The following is a 16,888-nucleotide window of genomic DNA, read 5'->3' on the forward strand; positions in this document are numbered from 1 at the left end:
ATCAGCGCCGCCGGATGCATGAGGCATCGGCGTCAGGATCGGGAGGAACTCACCTCGGCCATGGACTTGTCGCCCAGGCCCATGGGCAGCGGGAAGCGCACGTGCTCCTCCACGCCCGGCAGGCTGCGCACGGTGGTGGCGCCGAGCGCGCGCAGCCGGTCGATGACGGCCTGCACCAGCACGTCGGGTGCCGAGGCGCCGGCCGTCAGGCCCACGCGCGGGCGGCCTTCCAGCCACTCCGCCTTCAGGTCCGCGGCGGCATCGACCATATAGCCCGGCGTGCCCAGGCGCTCGGCCAGCTCGCGCAGGCGGTTGCTGTTGGAGCTGGTCGGGCTGCCGACGACGATGACGACATCCACCCGAGGCGCCAGCAGCTTGACCGCGTCCTGACGGTTCTGCGTCGCATAGCAGATGTCCTGCTTCTTGGGCTCGCGCACCTGCGGGAAGACACGCTTCACCTCGGCGAGGATCTCGGCCGCGTCGTCCACGCTCAGCGTCGTCTGCGTGACGACGGCGAGCTTGGTCTGGTCCTTGACGCTGACCTTGGCGACATCCGCGACCTCTTCGACGAGGAAGATGCCGTCGCTCAGCTGGCCCATCGTGCCCTCGACCTCGGGGTGGCCCTTGTGGCCGATCATGATGAACTCATAGCCCTCGCGGTGCAGCTTGGCCACCTCGACGTGAACCTTGGTCACCAGCGGGCAGGTCGCATCGAACACGTTGAAGCCGCGCGAGGCGGCCTCGCGGCGCACCTCCTGGCTGACACCGTGGGCGCTGAACACCAGCGTCGCGCCGGCCGGCACCTCGGCCAGGTCCTCGATGAAGATCGCACCGCGCGACTTCAGGTCGTTGACGACGTAGGTGTTGTGCACGATCTCATGGCGCACGTAGATGGGCGCGCCGAACTTGACCAGCGCGCGCTCGACGATCTCGATGGCGCGGTCCACGCCGGCGCAGAAGCCGCGCGGCTCGGCCAGCAGCACTTCCTGGGGTTGCACGACGGCGTCCATCACAGCACCCCGATCACTTGGACTTCGAAGCTCACCGGCTGGCCGGCCAGCGGGTGGTTGAAGTCGAACAGCAGGGCCTCCTCGCCCAGCTCGCGCACGACGCCGGCATAGCCGCCCGAGCCGTCCGGGCCGGGGAACTGCACGACGTCGCCGACGCTGTAGACCTCGTCCGGGTCGCCCAGCTGGCGCAGCAGCGTCAGCTTCACGCGCTGCAGCAGTTCGGGATTGCGTTCGCCGAAAGCCTCGCCGGGTGCCAGCTCGAAGCGCTCGTGCGCGCCCTCGGGCAGGCCGATCAGGCGCGCCTCGATGGCCGGCGACAGCTGGCCGGCGCCAAGGGACAGCGTGGCCGGCTTGTCATCGAAGGTATTGACGATGTCGGCGCCGTCCGGGCCCGAGAGCCGGTAATGCAGGGTCAGGAAGGACCCGGCCTGGATGGGGTTCATGCGAGGGGGATGCAAACGCTTGGCTAGACTGCGGCCGATTTTATGTCGCTGACCCACCTGCCCCCTGAAGCCCGCCCGCGCGAGAAGCTGCTCGCCCGCGGCCCGCAGGCGCTGGCGGACGCCGAGCTGCTGGCCCTGCTGCTGCGCACCGGTATCCAGGGCACGCCGGTGCTGCAGCTCGCGCAGAGCCTGCTGGACCGCTTCGGCGGCTGGGCCGGGCTGCTGGCGGCCAACGTGCAGGACCTCGGCAAGGTCAAGGGCCTGGGGCCGGCCAAGCGGGCCGAGATCGCCGCCGTGCTGGAGATCGCGCGGCGCTCGCTGAACCAGCGGCTGGCCGAGAAGCCGGCCATGAACGATGTCGACACGGTGAAGGCTTATCTGCGGCTGCAGCTCGGCGGCCTGGGGCACGAGGTCTTCGCCGTGCTCTTCCTGGACACGCAGCTCAAGCTGATCGCGATGGAGACGCTGTTCCAGGGCTCGCTGACCTCGACGACGGTCCATCCGCGCGAGGTCGTCAAGCGCGCGCTCGCCCTGGGCGCCGGTGCAGCCATCCTGGCCCACAACCACCCGAGCGGCCATGCCGAGCCCTCCCAGGCCGACGAGTTGCTGACCCACCAGCTCAGCCAGGCGCTGGCGCTGGTGGACGTGCGCGTCGTCGACCACCTCGTCGTCGGTGCCGGCGAGGTCGTGTCCTTTGCCGAACGGGGCCTGCTGTGAGCGCCGCGCCGGGTCGCCCCAAGCCAGCTCGCTCCCGCTCGGCGGGACAGGCCGCAGGCCGAAGGGCGCACCAATGACCAAGGTCGTCCGCAGCCTCGCCGACCTGAAGCCGCTGGCCCGCGAGCTGAGCGCGGCGCGGCTCGCCGCCGAGATCGAGCGTGAGCGCCGTGCCGCCGCGGCCCGGCTGGCGGAGCAGGAGAAGCGCGTCTTCGAGCTCAGCGTCGGCCCCGTCACGCCGCTGCGCCGTGTGGACCGCGTGCTGCATGCACGCGAGCGGCCCGCCCCCGAGCCGCGCCAGCGCGAGGCCGACGAGCGCGCCGTGCTGCTGCAGGCGCTGTCCGACGAGATCGACATCGACACGCTGCTGGACACGGACGAAACCCTGTCCTTCCGCCGCGACGGCATCGCGGCCGAGGTGGTGCGCAAGCTGCGCCGCGGCCACTGGGCGCTGCAGGCCCAGCTCGACCTGCATGGCCTGCGCCGCGACGCCGCGCGCGAGGCACTGGGCCTGTTCATCCATGACAGCGCCCGACGCGGCCTGCGCTGCGTGCGCGTCGTGCACGGCAAGGGCCATGGCTCGCCGGGCCGAGAGCCGGTGCTCAAGGGCCGCGTGCGGCGCTGGCTGGTGCAGAAGAACGAGGTGCTGGCCTTCGTGCAGGCGCGCGCCAGCGACGGCGGCGCCGGCGCGCTGATGGTGCTGCTGGCCGGCTCGCCCTGACGCTTCGCCCCCAGCCAGGACCGTGGCGCCGCGCCGACGCGGATGACCCGCCATTGACCCGCCGCGTTAGGCCGGGTTAGCCTGGACCAAACCCGCGGCAAACGCGCGACAACGGTTTCCCCTGCCACCACGAGGAGTCGTGCCCATGGAACTGTCCCGCCTTTCCCCTGCGCCCGCCCGCTTCACGGGCATCGGCGTCGTCATCGCGGTCCACATCGCCGCGATCACGGCCCTGAGCCTGGGCTTCATCAAGCCGGCAGCCAAGCCCAAGGAGCCGACGGTCCTGCTGCCGTCAATACGCAAAACACCGGAACCGCCACCACCGCAGCAGCCGCCGATCAGGGCCGCCCAGCCCATCATCCCGACGGTGCCGGTGCAGCCACTGCCTGCCCCCGATGAGCCCACCATCACGCCGGACCCGATCCGCTTCGACGGGCCGACAACCCCGACCACCGACGGCCCGACGGCCACCGGGCCGACCACTGTCGCACCACCTCCCGCCACCAGGTCTCAGACGCAGGTTTCTGCACCGGGCGCCGTGTGCTCGCTGATGCCGCGGCCGGAGGTGCCGGCCCTGAACTGGAGCGGCGAGGCCGTGCTGCAGGTGCTCGCCACGGTGCGCGGCGGTCGCGTCGTGGGCAGCGAGATCCGCGTCATGCAAGGGGCCCTGGACGGCAAGTCACGGCGCGCACTGCAGCACTCGGTGGAGGCCGCCCTCGCGGGCTACCAATGCCAGGGCGACGCGATGTTCCAGCAGGATTTCGCGTTCCGGCTCGACTGAGACGGCATCAGCCGCCGACGTTGCGCATCCAGTCGGCGGTGCCCGAGAAGGACTCGGCCAGGCGGGTTTGCAGGGCCGGGTCCACGCCCACCTCCCGCATCGCCTGGCCCATGCAGGCCAGCCATTCGTCGCGCTCGGCGATGCCGATGCGAAATGGCAGATGCCGCGCCCGCAGCCGCGGATGGCCGAAGCGGCCGACGTAGTGGTCGGGCCCGCCCAGCCAGCCGCACAGGAACCAGAACAGCTTGTCGCGCGCCGAGTCCAGCGAGTCGCCATGCGCCGCGCGCAGCCGGGCATAGGCCGGCTCCAGGTCCATCAGGTCGTAGAAGCGGTCGACGAGTTCGCGCACGCGCGCCTCGCCGCCTACCCATTCGAAAGCGGTGGCGGCAGGTTCAGCCAAGGAGCTTGGAGGCGAGCGCCTTGATGGCCTGGGCTGCGTCGCAGCCGGGGTAGTGTTCCAGCATCAGCTGGCGCTTGAGCACGGCCTGCTTCACGGCCGGATCGGCCTTGACCTCGGCCAGCAGCTCCAGCCGGAACCCCTGCCCCGGCGCCTGGCCGACGAAGCGCTGCAGCACCTGCTGCAACTGGCCGCAGATCAGCCTGCCCTCGCCGACGCGGTTGGCCTGGTTCACGAGCAGGCCAACCTGGCGGCGCTCCTGCTGCGTGGCCAGCACCTTGATGGTGGCGTAGGCGTCGGTCAGCGACGTGGGCTCGGGCGTGGCGACGACGAGCACATCGGTCGCCAGCGAGATCGCGAACAGCACGACATCGGAGATGCCGGCGCCGGTGTCCAGCAGCACCCAGTCGAAGCGCGGCTTGACCAGGTCGATGATGTGCAGCAGCTTGTCGCGCACCTCGGGCGTCAGTCGCGAGTACTCGACCATGCCTGAGCCGGCCAGCAGCACGGAGAAGCCGCCGGGCGCGGGCAGGATGGCCTGTTCCAGCGTCGCCTTCTCGGTGAAGACGTCGTGCAGCGTCAGCTTGGGGTGCAGGTTGAGCACCACGTCGAGGTTGGCGAGGCCGAGGTCGGCGTCCAGCACCAGCACCTTCTGGCCGCGCGCGGCCAGGGCTGCGGCGAGGTTGGCGGTGACGAAGGTCTTGCCGACGCCGCCCTTGCCGCTGGTGACGGCGAGGGTGCGGGCACCTCCGCGCGCGGCGCGCGGTGGCGACGTTGCGGGAGCAGCAGGATCGGGGGTGGTGCTCATGGGCTGTCCTGTTGCAGGTCTGAATTCAGGGGGGTGAACAACATGCCCTTTTCTTCGGCGCTGACCAGGGAGTCGATCTGGGGTTCCAGGCAGGCACGGTTGCGGCCCTCGGCCTTGGCTCGGTAGAGCTGGCGGTCAGCGCGCTCGGTCCACAGCAGCGACGACGAGCGCACCCACTGCGGCGCGAACGCGCCGCCCAGGCTGACCGTGACGCCCAGCATCTGGCCCGCCCCCGCCTCGATGCTGAGCTCGGACACGCGCTCGCGGACCCGCTCGGCGACGGCCAGACCGACATGGGTGGCGCAGTTGGGCAGGATGATCGCGAACTCCTCGCCTCCGACCCGGGCGACAAGGCCCATCGGCCGGACGGTCTGCGCGATGGCATAGGCCACCGCGCGGATGACCTGGTCGCCGGCCGCATGGCCGTGGGTGTCGTTGACCGCCTTGAAGTGGTCGATGTCGAGCAGCAGCAGCAAGGCGGCCTCGCCCGAGCGTGCGACGCGGTCGACCTCGCGGGACAGCGCCATCTCGAAGCTGCGGCGGTTCACGAGGCCGGTCAGCGCGTCCTTGCTGGAGATGTCGCACAAAGCGTCCAGCACGGCTTGCAGCCAGGCGGCGCTGTGCGGCGCCTCGTCCGGAAGCGGGGCACCCGCCTGTTGCAGCAACTGCAGGGCCTGGTCCAGATCCAGTGCAGCAGCGTCGATCATCGGTGGGGCGGGCTGGGGGTCCAAGAACAGCAGGCGGGGCCGGCGGATGGGGGCATTGTGGTTTCAGGGCAGTCTAGCAGCGGCCCGCGCTGGCCCCGGTCGTGAAACAGGCACGTTCCTGCGGGCTGTTTGCACTATGCTGGACCGGGCCGGGGTCGTACAAACGACCTGCGGTGCAGAATCGACGCGCCAACGCCAGACCTGCTGCGAGCACCAACAAATCTGATTATTGAGACATGCCCGCACCCGACCTCGCCCACGGCAGCGACTCCCTGGATCACGAGTTCAGCTTCAGCAAGGCCGACTTCGACCGCGTACGCGAGCTGATCTACAAGCACGCCGGCATCAGCCTGCATGACGGCAAGCATGCGATGGTCTACAGCCGGCTCTCGCGCCGCCTGCGCGAGACCGGGCACAAGAGCTTTGCGAGCTATCTGCAATGGCTGGAGTCTTCCAGCGGCCCGACCGGCGCGCTGGAATGGCAGGAATTCGTCAACTGCCTGACGACCAACCTGACCTCCTTCTTCCGTGAGGAGCACCATTTCCACGCGCTGAAGGACGACCTCAGGCCCTTCGTCGGCAAGGCCGTGCGCATCTGGTGTTGCGCGGCATCGACCGGCGAGGAGCCCTATTCCATCCTGATGACCTGCAGCGAGACACTCGGGTCGGGCGCCTCGGTGCAACTGGTTGCGAGCGACATCGACACCAATGTGCTGGCCACGGCCAAGCGCGGGGTCTACAACGCCGACTCCCGCGGCCTCGACGCGACGCGGCTGAAGAACTTCTTCATGCGCGGCACGGGCGCCAACGCCGGCAAGATCCGCGTCAAGCCCGAACTGCAGCGCTGGGTGGAGTTCCGCACGCTGAACCTGATGGACCAGCAGTGGCAGCTCGGCGACCCCTTCCACATGGTGTTCTGCCGCAACGTGATGATCTATTTCGACGCCCCCACGCAGCGCAGGGTGCTGGAGCGCATCCATCGCGTCATGCGTCCGGGCGGCCTGCTCTTCGTCGGGCATTCCGAAAACTTCACCGAATCGCGCGACCTGTTCAAGCTGCGCGGGAAAACCATCTACGAACGGGTCTAGAAATGAGAACACCCCCTAGTGGCTTCGCCGGCCCCCTCAAGGGGGCGCTGCCAGTGGCCTGGCAAAGCCAGTTCCACGGCAGCCGCTCAGTCATTCATCTCCTGGGACGTCAGTCATGCCAGGCGTCGTGGAACCACTGACATGAGCACCCCTCTCGCATCCGCCTCGACCCTCGGCAACCCCGCCGCGCTCGCCAAGGTCAACCAGCTCAAGGCCCAGCCCCGCAAGCAGGGCGAGGCCTCCTTCTTCTTCTACGACGCCCATTTCAAGAACGCGGCCGTCAAGATCCTGCCGGGCGAGTACTTCGTCGACCAGGAGGATCTGCTGGTGATGACGACGCTGGGCTCCTGCATCGCCGCCTGCCTGTGGGACCGCGTCGCGCGGATCGGCGGCATGAACCACTTCATGCTGCCCGAGGGCAATGGCGACTCGGGCCGCTACGGTTCCTTCGCGATGGAACTGCTGATCAACGAGATGATGAAGCGCGGCGCCAGCAAGGCGCGCATGGAGGCCAAGATCTTCGGCGGCGGCGCCGTCATCTCGGGCATGAACTCGCTGAACGTGGGTGAGCGCAACACCAACTTCGTCATCGACTACCTGAAGCTGGAGCGCATCCCCATCGTGTCCAAGGACGTGATGGACGTCTACCCGCGCAAGGTCTGCTTCCTGCCCGCCAGCGGCAAGGCCATGGTCAAGCGCCTGGCGCCGACGAATACCGATGCGCTGGTCCAACAGGACCGCGCCGCAATCCAGAAGGTGCAGCCCGTCGCCAGCAGCGGCGGCTCCATCGATTTGTTCTAAGAGAAGCCGTGAACGAACCCTTCGCGCCCGCTCATCCCGCCGCAACGCCGCCACTCGGCGTTGCAAATGCTCGCCGTAGCCCTAGCTACGGCTGCGCTTTGCGCCTTGACTGGCGACGCTGCGACGACCTGCTCGGTCGCGCAGGGTCCAATCACGGCTTCTAGGAGTCCAACGATGGCCAAGACCAAGGTCGTGGTGGTGGACGATTCGGCGCTGGTGCGCTCCATCCTCACAGAGATCATCAACCGCCAGCCCGACATGGAATGCATCGGCGCCGCCTCCGACCCCCTGGTGGCGCGCGAGATGATCCGCAACCTCAACCCCGACGTCATCACGCTGGACGTCGAGATGCCGCGCATGGATGGCCTGGACTTCCTGTCACGCCTGATGCGGCTGCGGCCCATGCCCGTCGTGATGGTGTCCACGCTGACCGAGCGCGGTGCCGAGGTCACGCTGAAGGCGCTGGAGCTGGGCGCGATCGACTTCGTCGCCAAGCCCAAGATCGGTGTAGCCGACGGCATCCGCCAGCTGGCCCAGGACATCACCGACAAGATCCGCATCGCCTCCAAGGCCCACATCCGCCGTGCCCCGCCGCCACCCGCGCCGGGTGCCGCGCCCGCCGCGCCGGTCAAGGCCGTCACGATGGCCAGCCTGGGCAAGGCCTCGACCGAGAAGCTCATCTTCATCGGCGCCTCCACCGGTGGCACCGAGGCGACCAAGGACGTGCTCGTCAACCTGCCCGCCGACAGCCCGGCCGTCGTCATCACCCAGCACATGCCGCCCGGCTTCACGAAGAGCTATGCGGCACGCCTGGACGGCCTGTGCAAGATCCGCGTGAAGGAGGCCCAGGACGGCGAGCGCATCCTGCCCGGCCACGGCTACATCGCCCCCGGCGGCCTGCACCTGACGGTGGAGCGCAGCGGCGCCAACTACATCGCCCGCGTACAGGACGGCGAGCCCATCAACCGCCACAAGCCCTCGGTCGAGGCCCTGTTCCTGTCCGCCGCCAAGGTCGTCGGCCCGAACGCCATCGGCATCATGCTGACCGGCATGGGCGCCGACGGTGCCCGTGCAATGAAGGTCATGAAGGACGCCGGCGCCTACAACTACTGCCAGGACGAGGCCAGCTGCGTCGTCTTCGGCATGCCGCGCGAAGCCATCGCGGCCGGCGCGGCCGACGAGGTGCTGCCGCTGAACCAGATCGCCGCCAAGGTGCTGGAGCGCCTGCGCGCGACGGCCGGCATGTCGATCAACCGCGTCTGACGCCGGCACGGGCCGGCGCGTCGGCTGGCGCCGGCGGCAGCAGGGGCTTGAAACCGTCGAGTGCCCTGGCCGTGGGCGGCACCCACACCATCCGGGCCGGCCTCGCGGGCTTGGCCCCGGCCACGATGGCCATGCCCGCCGCACGGTCGGCCGCGGCCGCCTTCAGCTCCGCATTCGTATCGGTGAGCGCCTGCGCGTTCAGGGCCAGGCCTTGCAGTGTCAGCACCGCCAGCGGCGTGAAGGGCAGTGCGGCGATCCAGCGAAGCAGCGTCTTCATGGGAACCTCCATTTGCGAATGCTGGTTATGCTATTGATCCAACTTCCATCGAAGAAGCGGTTAATTCTTCATTGCTTGGTTTGAATTACTTACCAACATGAGCTCGCTGGACCGTTTTCCGCTGCACTACCTGGCAGCCTTCCGTGCCGCGGCACAGACCGAAAACCTGCGCGCCGCGGCCGAAAGCCTGCATCTGACGCACAGCGCGGTCAGCCAGCAGATCCGCGCCCTCGAGGCCCGGGTCGGCTTCGAGCTGTTCACGCGCCAGGGCCGGCGCCTGGCGCTGAACCCCGCTGGCCAGGCCATGCAGCGGGCGGTGGCCCGGGTGTTCGCCGAATTGCAGGCCGGGCTGCTGGCCGCCGCCCAGGCCCATGGCAGCGCGGCCCAGACGCTGCGCGTGACCGCCCTGCCCTCCTTCGCGCAGCGCTGGCTGCTGCCACGGCTGCCGCGCTGGCAGGCGCTGCAACCCTGCATCACGCTGGAGCTGCATTCGTCGCAGCAGCTCGTGGATCTCGAACGCGAGGGCTTCCACCTCGGCCTGCGCATCGGGCGCGGCCCCTGGCCCGGCCTGGCGTCCGAGCCCCTGTTCCATTCGCCGCACATCGTCGTCACCGCGCCGGCCCTGGCGCAGCGCCTCGTGGGGGTGCCGCTCGAACTGCTGGCCCAGCAGCCCTTGCTTGGTGACGCCGACCTGTGGCGGGACTGGTTCACGCAGGCGGGCTACAAGGCGGCCGCCCCAAAACCGGTGGCGAGCTTCAACGACGCAGCCTTGCTCGGTCAGGCAGCCGAGCAGGGCATGGGCGTCGCACTGACGCGCGAGCTGTTTGCCGCCGACGCGGTGCTCGATGGCCGGCTGGTGCGCGTGTCGGCCCAGGCCATCGACGAGGACGCCTCACGCGACTATCAGGTCGTCTACCCCGAGGCCCTGCGCGACGACCCGGCCGTGCGCGCCTTCTGCGACTGGCTGCACGCCGAGATCGCGGCGCTGCAGCAGAGGCTCACAGAAACAGCTGCTGCAGATCGCTGAGGAAGTCGAAGCCGCGCTCGGTGGGCTGGATGCGCGCCGGATCGGCCTCGAGAAGGCCACGGGCGCGCGCCGTCTCCAGCGCGCCGGCGATGCTGGACGGCGGCAGGCCGGTGCGCTCGAGGAACTGCGTCACCGTGACGCCGTCCTTCAACCGCAGCGCGTTCAGCATGAACTCGAAAGGCAGGTCCTTGCGCGCGACCTCGTGCTCGTTGCTGACCTTGTTGTCCTGGGCCATGAAGGCGGCCGGCTCGCGCCAGCGCACCTGGCGCAGCACGCGATTCGGGAAGCTCAGCTTGCTGTGCGCGCCGGCGCCGATGCCGAGGTAGTCGCCGAACTGCCAGTAGTTCAGGTTGTGCGCGCAGCGGTGGCTCTCGCGGGCGAAGGCCGAGACTTCGTAGCGCGACAGGCCCGCGGCTGCCGTCTTGCGGGTGATCAGGTCCAGCATGTCGCTGGCGAGGTCAGCATCAGGCAGGCCGGCCGGCGTGCGCGTCGCGAACACCGTGTTGGGCTCGATGGTCAGATGGTAGATCGACAGATGGGGCGGATTGAAGGCCAGCGCGGCGTCCAGCTCGAGCGCCAGCTCGTCCAGCGTCTGGCCGGGCAGCGCATACATCAGGTCGAGGTTGAAGGTCTCGAAGGCGGCGGCCGCCTCGGCCAGCGCCTCGCGCGCCTGGCCCGCGCTGTGCACGCGGCCGAGCTTCTTCAGCTGCGCGTCGTCGAAGCTCTGCACGCCCACCGACAGCCGCGTGACGCCGGCCTGGCGGAAGCCCTTGAAGCGCTCGCGCTCGAAGGTGCCCGGGTTGGCCTCCAGCGTGATCTCGCAGCCCGGCTCCAGCGGCAGCCGGGCGCGGATGTCGGAGATCAGCTGGGCGATCTGCCCGGGGTTGAACAGGCTGGGCGTGCCGCCGCCGACGAAGATGCTGACGACCGGCCGGCCCCAGATCAGCGGCAGCGCAGCCTCCAGGTCGGCGCGCAGCGCGGCGAGGTAGGCCTCGGCCGTGTCGACCGCCAGTGCGCCATCCTTGACCTCATGCGAATTGAAGTCGCAGTAGGGGCATTTGCGCAGGCACCAGGGCAGGTGCACATACAGCGCCAACGGCGGCAGCGCGGGCAGCTGCAGCGTGCCCGGGCGCATCAGGTGGGTCAGCTCAGCCAAGTTTCCAGACCTCGCGCATCTGGCGCACGAGTTCGCCTGCGGCCAACGCACGGTGGCTGTGGATGTTCTTCTCAACCGGGCCCAGTTCGGCAACCGCACGGCATAGCGGCGGAATGAACATCAGCGGGTCATAGCCGAAGCCACCGGTGCCGCGCGGCGTCGTCAGGATGCGGCCGGACCAACGGCCCATCGCGACCAGCGGCTCGGGGTCGGCCGCACTGCGCACGGCCACCAGCGCACAGACGAAGCGCGCGCCGCGGTCCTGTGCGTCGTCGACACCGGCCAGTTCGCGCAGCAGCCGCTCGTTGTTGGCCGCGTCGCCCTTCTCGCCGCCGGCGTCCAGCGCATAGCGGGCCGAACGCACACCGGGCGCGCCGCCTAGGGCATCGACGCTCAGCCCAGAGTCGTCGGCCAGGGCCGGCAGGCCGCTGGCCCTGGCCGCATGGCGGGCCTTGGCCAGCGCGTTCTCGGCAAAGGTCTCGAAGGGCTCCTCGGCCTCCGCGATGCCGAGGCTGCCCTGCGTGACGAGTTCGATGCCCAGCGGCGCGAACAAGGCCTGCAACTCGACGAGCTTCTTCGCGTTGTTGGAGGCGAGGACGAGCTTCATGCTCATGCCTTCAGTGCCGCCTGCTGGGCCGCGATCAGCTCGCGGATGCCCTTGTCGGCCAGATCCAGCAGCGCGTTCATCTCGTCGCGCGTGAAGACGACGCCCTCGGCCGTGCCCTGCAGCTCGACGAAGCCGCCGGCGCCGGTCATGACGACGTTCATGTCGGTGTCGCAGGCGGAGTCCTCGGTGAATTCGAGGTCCAGCAGCGGCACGCCGTCGACGATGCCGACCGAGATCGCGGCGACCGCATCCTTGATCGGCGACGCGGCGATCTTGCCCTCGGCCAGCAGCTTGTTCACCGCATCGCGGGCCGCGACGAAGGCGCCGGTGATGGCCGCCGTGCGCGTGCCGCCGTCGGCCTGCAGCACGTCGCAGTCCAGCGTGATGGTGCGCTCGCCCAGAACGCCCAGGTCGAACACGGCGCGCAGCGAGCGGCCGATCAGGCGCTGGATCTCCTGCGTGCGGCCGCTCTGCTTGCCCTTGGCGGCCTCGCGGTCGCCGCGGGTGTGGGTGGCGCGCGGCAGCATGCCGTACTCGGCCGTGACCCAGCCCTCGCCCGAACCGCGCTTGTGCGGTGGCACGCGCTCCTCGACCGAGGCCGTGCACAGCACGCGCGTCGCGCCGAACTCGATCAGCACCGAGCCCTCGGCATGCACGGTGAAACCGCGGGTGATGCGCACGGGGCGCAGCTGGTTGGCGGCGCGGCCCGCGCTGCGCGTGAAGGTCTTGGTCATGGAGAAAAAAAGAGGTTAGCGACGGTTGGCGCCGCGGCCGGATTGGCGGATGACTTCGTTGATCTCGCGCACGGCGCGTTCGATCTCCTCGTCGTCCATCGCGGCGACGAGGTCGGCGTCCAGCGCCCCCTGGATGGTGGACGCGAAGCCGGAGTTGCCGAGGTTCTGCGTCGTGTCGCCGGCAGGGTCACCCTCGCCTTCCCATTCGACGGCCAGAACGGTGACGTTGTCGCTGCGCTCGCCGCCGCGGCGCAGCGCCTCTTCGACGAGCTCGGGCGCGGCCTCGGAGATGGCCTGGTCGGCCATCTGCTGGACGATCTCGTGATCCTCGACGCTGCCCCACAGGCCGTCGGAGCACAGCAGCAGGCGGTCCGCGGACTCCAGAGTGAGCGGCCCCTGGCAGTCGATCATGGGCTTGCCGGGGCTGCCCAGGCAGGTGAAGAGCACGTTGCGGTTGAAGGGCTCGTTGCCGCGCCCGACGCGGCCCAGCGCCTCCTGCAGCTCGGAATAGGAGTGGTCACGCGTGCGGGCGATCAGCTTGCCGCCACGCACGAGATAGAGGCGCGAGTCGCCGCAATGCGCCCACCAGGCCTGATTGCCCTGCAGGATGCAGGCGACGACCGTGGTGCGGGGCGTGTCGGTCAGGCCCTTGCTGGCCGCATAGCGCAGCAGCTGCTGGTGGGCGATGACGATGGTCTCCTGCAGGAAGCGCTGCGGGTCCTCGAGCACCGGCCGGGCGTCCTGCTGGAACAGCGCGGCCAGGGTCTGCAGCGCGATCTGAGCCGCAACCTCGCCTTCGGGGTGCCCACCCATACCATCGGCCAGCGCAAACAGGCCCGCCTCCCGCGTGTAGCAATAGCCCATGCGGTCTTCATTGGTCTCGCGACCGCCGCGGCGGCTGACCTGGAAGACGCTGAATCTCAAGCTTTGGCTCCGGACTTCAAGTTCTCAAGTTGCAGTTTGAGGCGCTCGCTGAAGCTGAGCTTGGTGTAGCGCCTTTCGGTCTCGCGGGCGAGCTCCTTCTGCAGCGCGAACACGCTCTGCGGCCGGGCCAGCGGGTCCAGCGACATGCACCACTCGGTCACTTCGAGCAGGTTGTCGGAGTAGACATTGCGCAGGCGCGACAGGCTCAGGGACAGGCGGTCCTTCTCCAGGCGCTGCGGCGCGTCGTTGGGCGGATAGCCCTGCATGCAGGCGTAGATGCAGGCGCCGATGGCGTAGATGTCGGTCCAGGGACCGAGCGAGCCGTCGCGGCGGTACATCTCCGGCGCGGCGAAGCCCGGCGTGTACATCGGGCGGATGAAGTTGCCTTCCTTGCTCAGCACCTCGCGCGCGGCGCCGAAGTCCAGCAGCACGGCCTTGTTGTCGTTGGTGATGAAGATGTTGGCCGGCTTGATGTCCAGGTGCAGCATCTTGTGCTGGTGCACGATGCGCAGGCCGCGCAGGATCTCGTCGAAGAGGCTGCGGATGGTCGACTCGCGGAAGACCTTGTCGCGCTTCATGTCGCGTGCGGTCACGATGAAATCCTGCAGCGTGTCGCCCTGCAGATAGTTCATGACCATGTAGACGGTCTCGTTCTCGCGCAGGAAGTTCAGCACCGAGACGACGCTGGGATGCGAAATCTGCGCGAGCGAGCGGCCTTCTTCGAAGAAGCTCTTCAGCCCGAGCCGGTACAGCGGCTGCTTTTCGGGCTTGACGCGGGGCGTCAGCTCCCCCGGGGAGCGCTCGGCAAGCGACGAGGGCAGATATTCCTTCAGCGCGACCAGATGGTGGTCGGGGTCCTCGGCGAGGTAGACAACGCCGAAACCGCCCGCCGCCAGCCGCTTGATGATCTGGTAGCCCCCAACCACCGTGCCTGCGGGCAAGGGCGCCGGCTTCGGCTTGGACATAATCGCGTTTTATCTGTTTCTACGAGTGCGAAATGCCAGTCTACAGCATGACCGGGTACGCCAATTCCCTGGCGCAACCCCCTAAAGCCGAAGAGGGCAACAGCACCATCCAGGCCAGTGTCAGCGTCGAATTGCGGTCGGTCAACGGCCGCTTCCTGGACCTGTCCATGCGCATGCCCGAGGAGCTGCGCGGCCTCGAGCCCCAGTTGCGCGAACTCATCGCCGCCCGCTTCAAGCGCGGCAAGATCGAGCTGCGCATCAACACCCAGCGCGAGGCCGATGGCGGCTGGCCCCAGCCCCAGCCCGAGCAGCTCAACCGCCTGGCCAGCCTGGAGGCCAAGGTGCGCGCCTGGCTGCCCCAGGCCGCGCCGCTGTCCGTCCAAGAAACGCTGAACTGGTGCAAGAGCGGCGGCAGCACGCCGGTCCAGCTCGACGCCACGACGCTGGTGGCCGCCAAGGCCTGCATCGACGGCCTAGCCGAATCCCGCGAGCGCGAGGGCGAAAAGCTGGTCGCCATCCTGACGGAGCGCATCAAGCGGCTGCGCGAGCTGGCCGACGAGGCCGAGCCGCTGCTGCCCGCCGTGGTGGCGCGCCAGCAGCAGCGCTTCCTGGAACGCTGGCAGGAGGCGCTGAACGCCACGGGCGCCCAGTCCAGCGTGCCTCAGGAAGCCCTGCAGGAGCGCGCACTGAACGAAGCCGCGGCGTTCGCGATCCGCATCGACGTGGCCGAGGAGCTGGCACGGCTACGCGCCCATCTGGACGAGCTGACCCGCCTTTTGAAGAAGGGCGGCGAGCTCGGCAAGCGCCTGGACTTCCTGATCCAGGAACTGCATCGCGAAGCCAACACCCTGGGCTCCAAGTCCGCGGCCCTCGAGCTGACGAACATCTCCGTCGAGATGAAGGTCGCCATCGAGCAGATGCGCGAGCAGGTGCAAAACATCGAATGAACGTCTCACGGCGTCTCATGCCGTCCCGCAGTTCGATGCTCGGCGCAAACCCGCAACGGTAGTCAATATCACGGCGTCCCAGGTCGTCTCACTGAAGCGCGCGGCTTCCGTGGGGTGAACTGCCGGCAGCTTGCCCCGGCGCAAGGCCCCTCGCGCGGCCCTCGACAGCCATGCCACCGCACGGCGCCGGATTCGACGCCGATCTTCAGTAGCGCTTCGCAGGCCGGCATGGAAACCGTCTCGTCAAAGCGCAACCATCTCTTGAGGTAGTTCACCGTCGCGTTGCTTGGTCCAGGTTTCCCGCAGCTCAAGAGGAGGGTCGCCCCATCGATCCCCCAACGGAGGTTTCTGTGGGTACAACACCAAAGCCGGTTTCTGATCTCTTGCTCAAGTCTTGGCTGAGCGCCGGGCCCGTCAACCGATCCGTCGGCGACGGACTGATGTTCGTCGCTTCCGAGGTGGGCGCCCGGGTCGGCAAAGCCTCCTGGATCCTCCGGTACCGCTTCGGCGGTCGCCAGAAGGAGAAGGTGCTGGGCCGCTACCCCGAGATCACGCTACGGACGGCCCGCGAGTTGGCCCTGCGCGACCGCGCGCAGATCCAGCAGGGCGTGGACGTCGCGGTGCAGAAGCGCCTGCAGAAGCTCCGCATCAGCGACGCCCATAACGTCGAGAGCCTCGCGAGCGCCTGGTACGAGAGGGACATCGCGCCAAAGTACAGGCGCCCGGAGGCGGTCGAACGAGCGATTCGGCGCCACATCGAGCCGGTGATTGGCAAGCTCCCGGTCGAGGTCGTGCGGCCAGTCCACATCGACGAGGTGCTGACCCGAATCGTCGCGGCCGGCGCACCCACCGTGGCCAACGACGTACGCCGATACCTGCTTCGGATGTTCCACTTTGCGGTCAAGCGCAAGTGGATCGACTCCAATCCGGCGTACGGCTTCGAAGTGGCCGACGCTGGCGGCACGGAGCAGGCGAAGAGCCGGTGGCTGCCCGAGGCAGAGTGGCGAACTCTGACCGCCCATCGGGCAGCCCTCCCATCCTGGATGGCCCGCGCCATCGGCGAAGAAGCAGCCCGTGGCTGATTCCTTCTTCGCACTGGACCAGCGCGAAGTCCTGGGGCTTGAACAACTATCTCCACAAGGCGCCGGACACTGAATCGGCGCGCTCGACGTGGCTCGAAAACGGAATCGTGGGTCGCCGGATGGGGGCAGCAGATGTTGCATTTGTACTCCATCCATTGACTTTCACCGTGACTAGGCCCCGGCGGCCACCCAAAGTGCCCCACTTATGGCCACTCAAACTGCTCCACCTGGCCGGGGTGAATTGACCCGTTGAACACGGTCGGTCAGGCGCCTCAGCCCTGACGAAGGCAGGACGTAACTTGCGCCCCTCAACGGAGGGGACTCACAAGGTGAACGTCTTGAAGCCACATCTACAAACCACGATCTGGACGCTCCTGCGCGCGGGCAACAGCCAGCGCGAGATCGAGCGCCGCACCGGCATCTCCCGCCACACGAT

The 16,888-nt window shown here is 68.6% G+C and carries 20 protein-coding genes; 9 read left to right on the plus strand and 11 right to left on the minus strand.

All coding sequences use genetic code 11. From position 1 onward, the window contains the following. Positions 1 to 32: 32 nt before the first annotated feature. A complete protein-coding gene (gene ispH / locus EV671_RS18810; protein WP_132574565.1) occupies positions 33 to 1,010 on the minus strand; it encodes a 4-hydroxy-3-methylbut-2-enyl diphosphate reductase in 978 nt (325 codons plus the stop codon). Continuing rightward, positions 1,010 to 1,453 carry an FKBP-type peptidyl-prolyl cis-trans isomerase gene (locus EV671_RS18815; protein ID WP_132574567.1) on the minus strand — a complete coding sequence of 148 codons (444 nt, stop codon included), beginning with the start codon at positions 1,451 to 1,453 and terminating at the stop codon, positions 1,010 to 1,012. Before EV671_RS18815 ends, ispH begins: the two co-directional genes overlap by 1 nt. A gap of 42 nt (positions 1,454 to 1,495) precedes the next feature. On the opposite strand from EV671_RS18815, the gene radC reads away from it, so the two are divergent. The 3 genes from radC (at position 1,496) to EV671_RS18830 (ending at position 3,669) form a co-directional block, all read left to right on the plus strand. Next, the gene (gene radC, locus EV671_RS18820; RefSeq protein WP_132574569.1) at positions 1,496 to 2,170 is read left to right on the plus strand and encodes a RadC family protein; all 675 of its coding nucleotides are present in this window, start codon (positions 1,496 to 1,498) and stop codon (positions 2,168 to 2,170) included. A 73-nt stretch (positions 2,171 to 2,243) separates the two neighbouring features. Continuing rightward, on the plus strand, positions 2,244 to 2,888 hold the full coding sequence (locus tag EV671_RS18825; RefSeq protein ID WP_132574571.1) for a Smr/MutS family protein: 645 nt from the start codon (positions 2,244 to 2,246) through the stop codon (positions 2,886 to 2,888). A 145-nt stretch (positions 2,889 to 3,033) separates the two neighbouring features. Next, positions 3,034 to 3,669, plus strand: coding sequence for a hypothetical protein (locus EV671_RS18830; RefSeq protein WP_132574573.1), 636 nt, complete (start codon positions 3,034 to 3,036; stop codon positions 3,667 to 3,669). Positions 3,670 to 3,676: 7 nt separating this feature from the next. Here EV671_RS18830 and EV671_RS18835 read toward each other — a convergent pair whose 3' ends face one another. Genes EV671_RS18835 through EV671_RS18845 form a run of 3 tightly spaced genes read right to left on the minus strand, consistent with a single transcriptional unit; the run spans position 3,677 to position 5,581 of the window. Continuing rightward, positions 3,677 to 4,069: a group II truncated hemoglobin gene (locus EV671_RS18835; RefSeq protein WP_132574575.1), complete on the minus strand. Its 393-nt coding sequence runs from the start codon at positions 4,067 to 4,069 to the stop codon at positions 3,677 to 3,679. After that, positions 4,062 to 4,874 (minus strand): MinD/ParA family protein, encoded by an 813-nt coding sequence (locus EV671_RS18840; protein WP_132574577.1) that lies wholly within the window; start codon positions 4,872 to 4,874, stop codon positions 4,062 to 4,064. The genes EV671_RS18835 and EV671_RS18840 overlap by 8 nt, the downstream gene beginning before the upstream one ends. Continuing rightward, a complete protein-coding gene (locus EV671_RS18845; RefSeq protein ID WP_132574579.1) occupies positions 4,871 to 5,581 on the minus strand; it encodes a GGDEF domain-containing protein in 711 nt (236 codons plus the stop codon). The genes EV671_RS18840 and EV671_RS18845 overlap by 4 nt, the downstream gene beginning before the upstream one ends. Positions 5,582 to 5,817: 236 nt before the next feature. Between EV671_RS18845 and EV671_RS18850 the strand changes: the two genes are divergently transcribed. The 3 genes from EV671_RS18850 (at position 5,818) to EV671_RS18860 (ending at position 8,733) form a co-directional block, all read left to right on the plus strand. Beyond that, a complete protein-coding gene (locus EV671_RS18850) occupies positions 5,818 to 6,669 on the plus strand; it encodes a CheR family methyltransferase (protein WP_132574581.1) in 852 nt (283 codons plus the stop codon). A 141-nt stretch (positions 6,670 to 6,810) separates the two neighbouring features. Continuing rightward, entirely contained in the window at positions 6,811 to 7,470 is a 660-nt protein-coding gene (gene cheD / locus EV671_RS18855; protein ID WP_132574583.1) for a chemoreceptor glutamine deamidase CheD, read from the plus strand. A gap of 174 nt (positions 7,471 to 7,644) precedes the next feature. After that, positions 7,645 to 8,733: a protein-glutamate methylesterase/protein-glutamine glutaminase gene (locus EV671_RS18860; protein WP_132574585.1), complete on the plus strand. Its 1,089-nt coding sequence runs from the start codon at positions 7,645 to 7,647 to the stop codon at positions 8,731 to 8,733. Here EV671_RS18860 and EV671_RS18865 read toward each other — a convergent pair. Beyond that, positions 8,720 to 9,010 carry a hypothetical protein gene (locus EV671_RS18865; protein WP_132574587.1) on the minus strand — a complete coding sequence of 97 codons (291 nt, stop codon included), beginning with the start codon at positions 9,008 to 9,010 and terminating at the stop codon, positions 8,720 to 8,722. The genes EV671_RS18860 and EV671_RS18865 overlap by 14 nt on opposite strands. A gap of 97 nt (positions 9,011 to 9,107) precedes the next feature. On the opposite strand from EV671_RS18865, the gene EV671_RS18870 reads away from it, so the two are divergent. Beyond that, on the plus strand, positions 9,108 to 10,037 hold the full coding sequence (locus EV671_RS18870) for a LysR substrate-binding domain-containing protein (protein WP_132574589.1): 930 nt from the start codon (positions 9,108 to 9,110) through the stop codon (positions 10,035 to 10,037). Here EV671_RS18870 and hemW read toward each other — a convergent pair. Genes hemW through EV671_RS18895 form a run of 5 tightly spaced genes read right to left on the minus strand, consistent with a single transcriptional unit; the run spans position 10,009 to position 14,423 of the window. Beyond that, complete coding sequence (gene hemW / locus EV671_RS18875; protein WP_132574609.1) at positions 10,009 to 11,172, minus strand: radical SAM family heme chaperone HemW; 1,164 nt, start codon at positions 11,170 to 11,172, stop codon at positions 10,009 to 10,011. The genes EV671_RS18870 and hemW overlap by 29 nt on opposite strands. Before the next feature lie 13 nt (positions 11,173 to 11,185). Further along, a complete protein-coding gene (locus tag EV671_RS18880) occupies positions 11,186 to 11,800 on the minus strand; it encodes a non-canonical purine NTP pyrophosphatase (RefSeq protein WP_132574591.1) in 615 nt (204 codons plus the stop codon). 2 nt (positions 11,801 to 11,802) lie between these two features. Further along, positions 11,803 to 12,534: a ribonuclease PH gene (gene rph, locus EV671_RS18885; RefSeq protein ID WP_132574593.1), complete on the minus strand. Its 732-nt coding sequence runs from the start codon at positions 12,532 to 12,534 to the stop codon at positions 11,803 to 11,805. Between the two features lie 15 nt (positions 12,535 to 12,549). Next, positions 12,550 to 13,458 carry a PP2C family protein-serine/threonine phosphatase gene (locus EV671_RS18890; RefSeq protein ID WP_132574595.1) on the minus strand — a complete coding sequence of 303 codons (909 nt, stop codon included), beginning with the start codon at positions 13,456 to 13,458 and terminating at the stop codon, positions 12,550 to 12,552. After that, the gene (locus EV671_RS18895) at positions 13,455 to 14,423 is read right to left on the minus strand and encodes a serine/threonine protein kinase (RefSeq protein ID WP_088481794.1); all 969 of its coding nucleotides are present in this window, start codon (positions 14,421 to 14,423) and stop codon (positions 13,455 to 13,457) included. Before EV671_RS18895 ends, EV671_RS18890 begins: the two co-directional genes overlap by 4 nt. Positions 14,424 to 14,455: 32 nt before the next feature. On the opposite strand from EV671_RS18895, the gene EV671_RS18900 reads away from it, so the two are divergent. Beyond that, positions 14,456 to 15,370: a YicC/YloC family endoribonuclease gene (locus EV671_RS18900; RefSeq protein ID WP_132574597.1), complete on the plus strand. Its 915-nt coding sequence runs from the start codon at positions 14,456 to 14,458 to the stop codon at positions 15,368 to 15,370. Between the two features lie 350 nt (positions 15,371 to 15,720). Beyond that, the gene (locus EV671_RS18905) at positions 15,721 to 16,452 is read left to right on the plus strand and encodes a tyrosine-type recombinase/integrase (protein ID WP_338139967.1); all 732 of its coding nucleotides are present in this window, start codon (positions 15,721 to 15,723) and stop codon (positions 16,450 to 16,452) included. Positions 16,453 to 16,888 lie beyond the last annotated feature (436 nt).

Origin of the sequence: Roseateles saccharophilus, assembly GCF_004342485.1 — a bacterium.
Taxonomy (GTDB): domain Bacteria; phylum Pseudomonadota; class Gammaproteobacteria; order Burkholderiales; family Burkholderiaceae_C; genus Pelomonas; species Pelomonas saccharophila.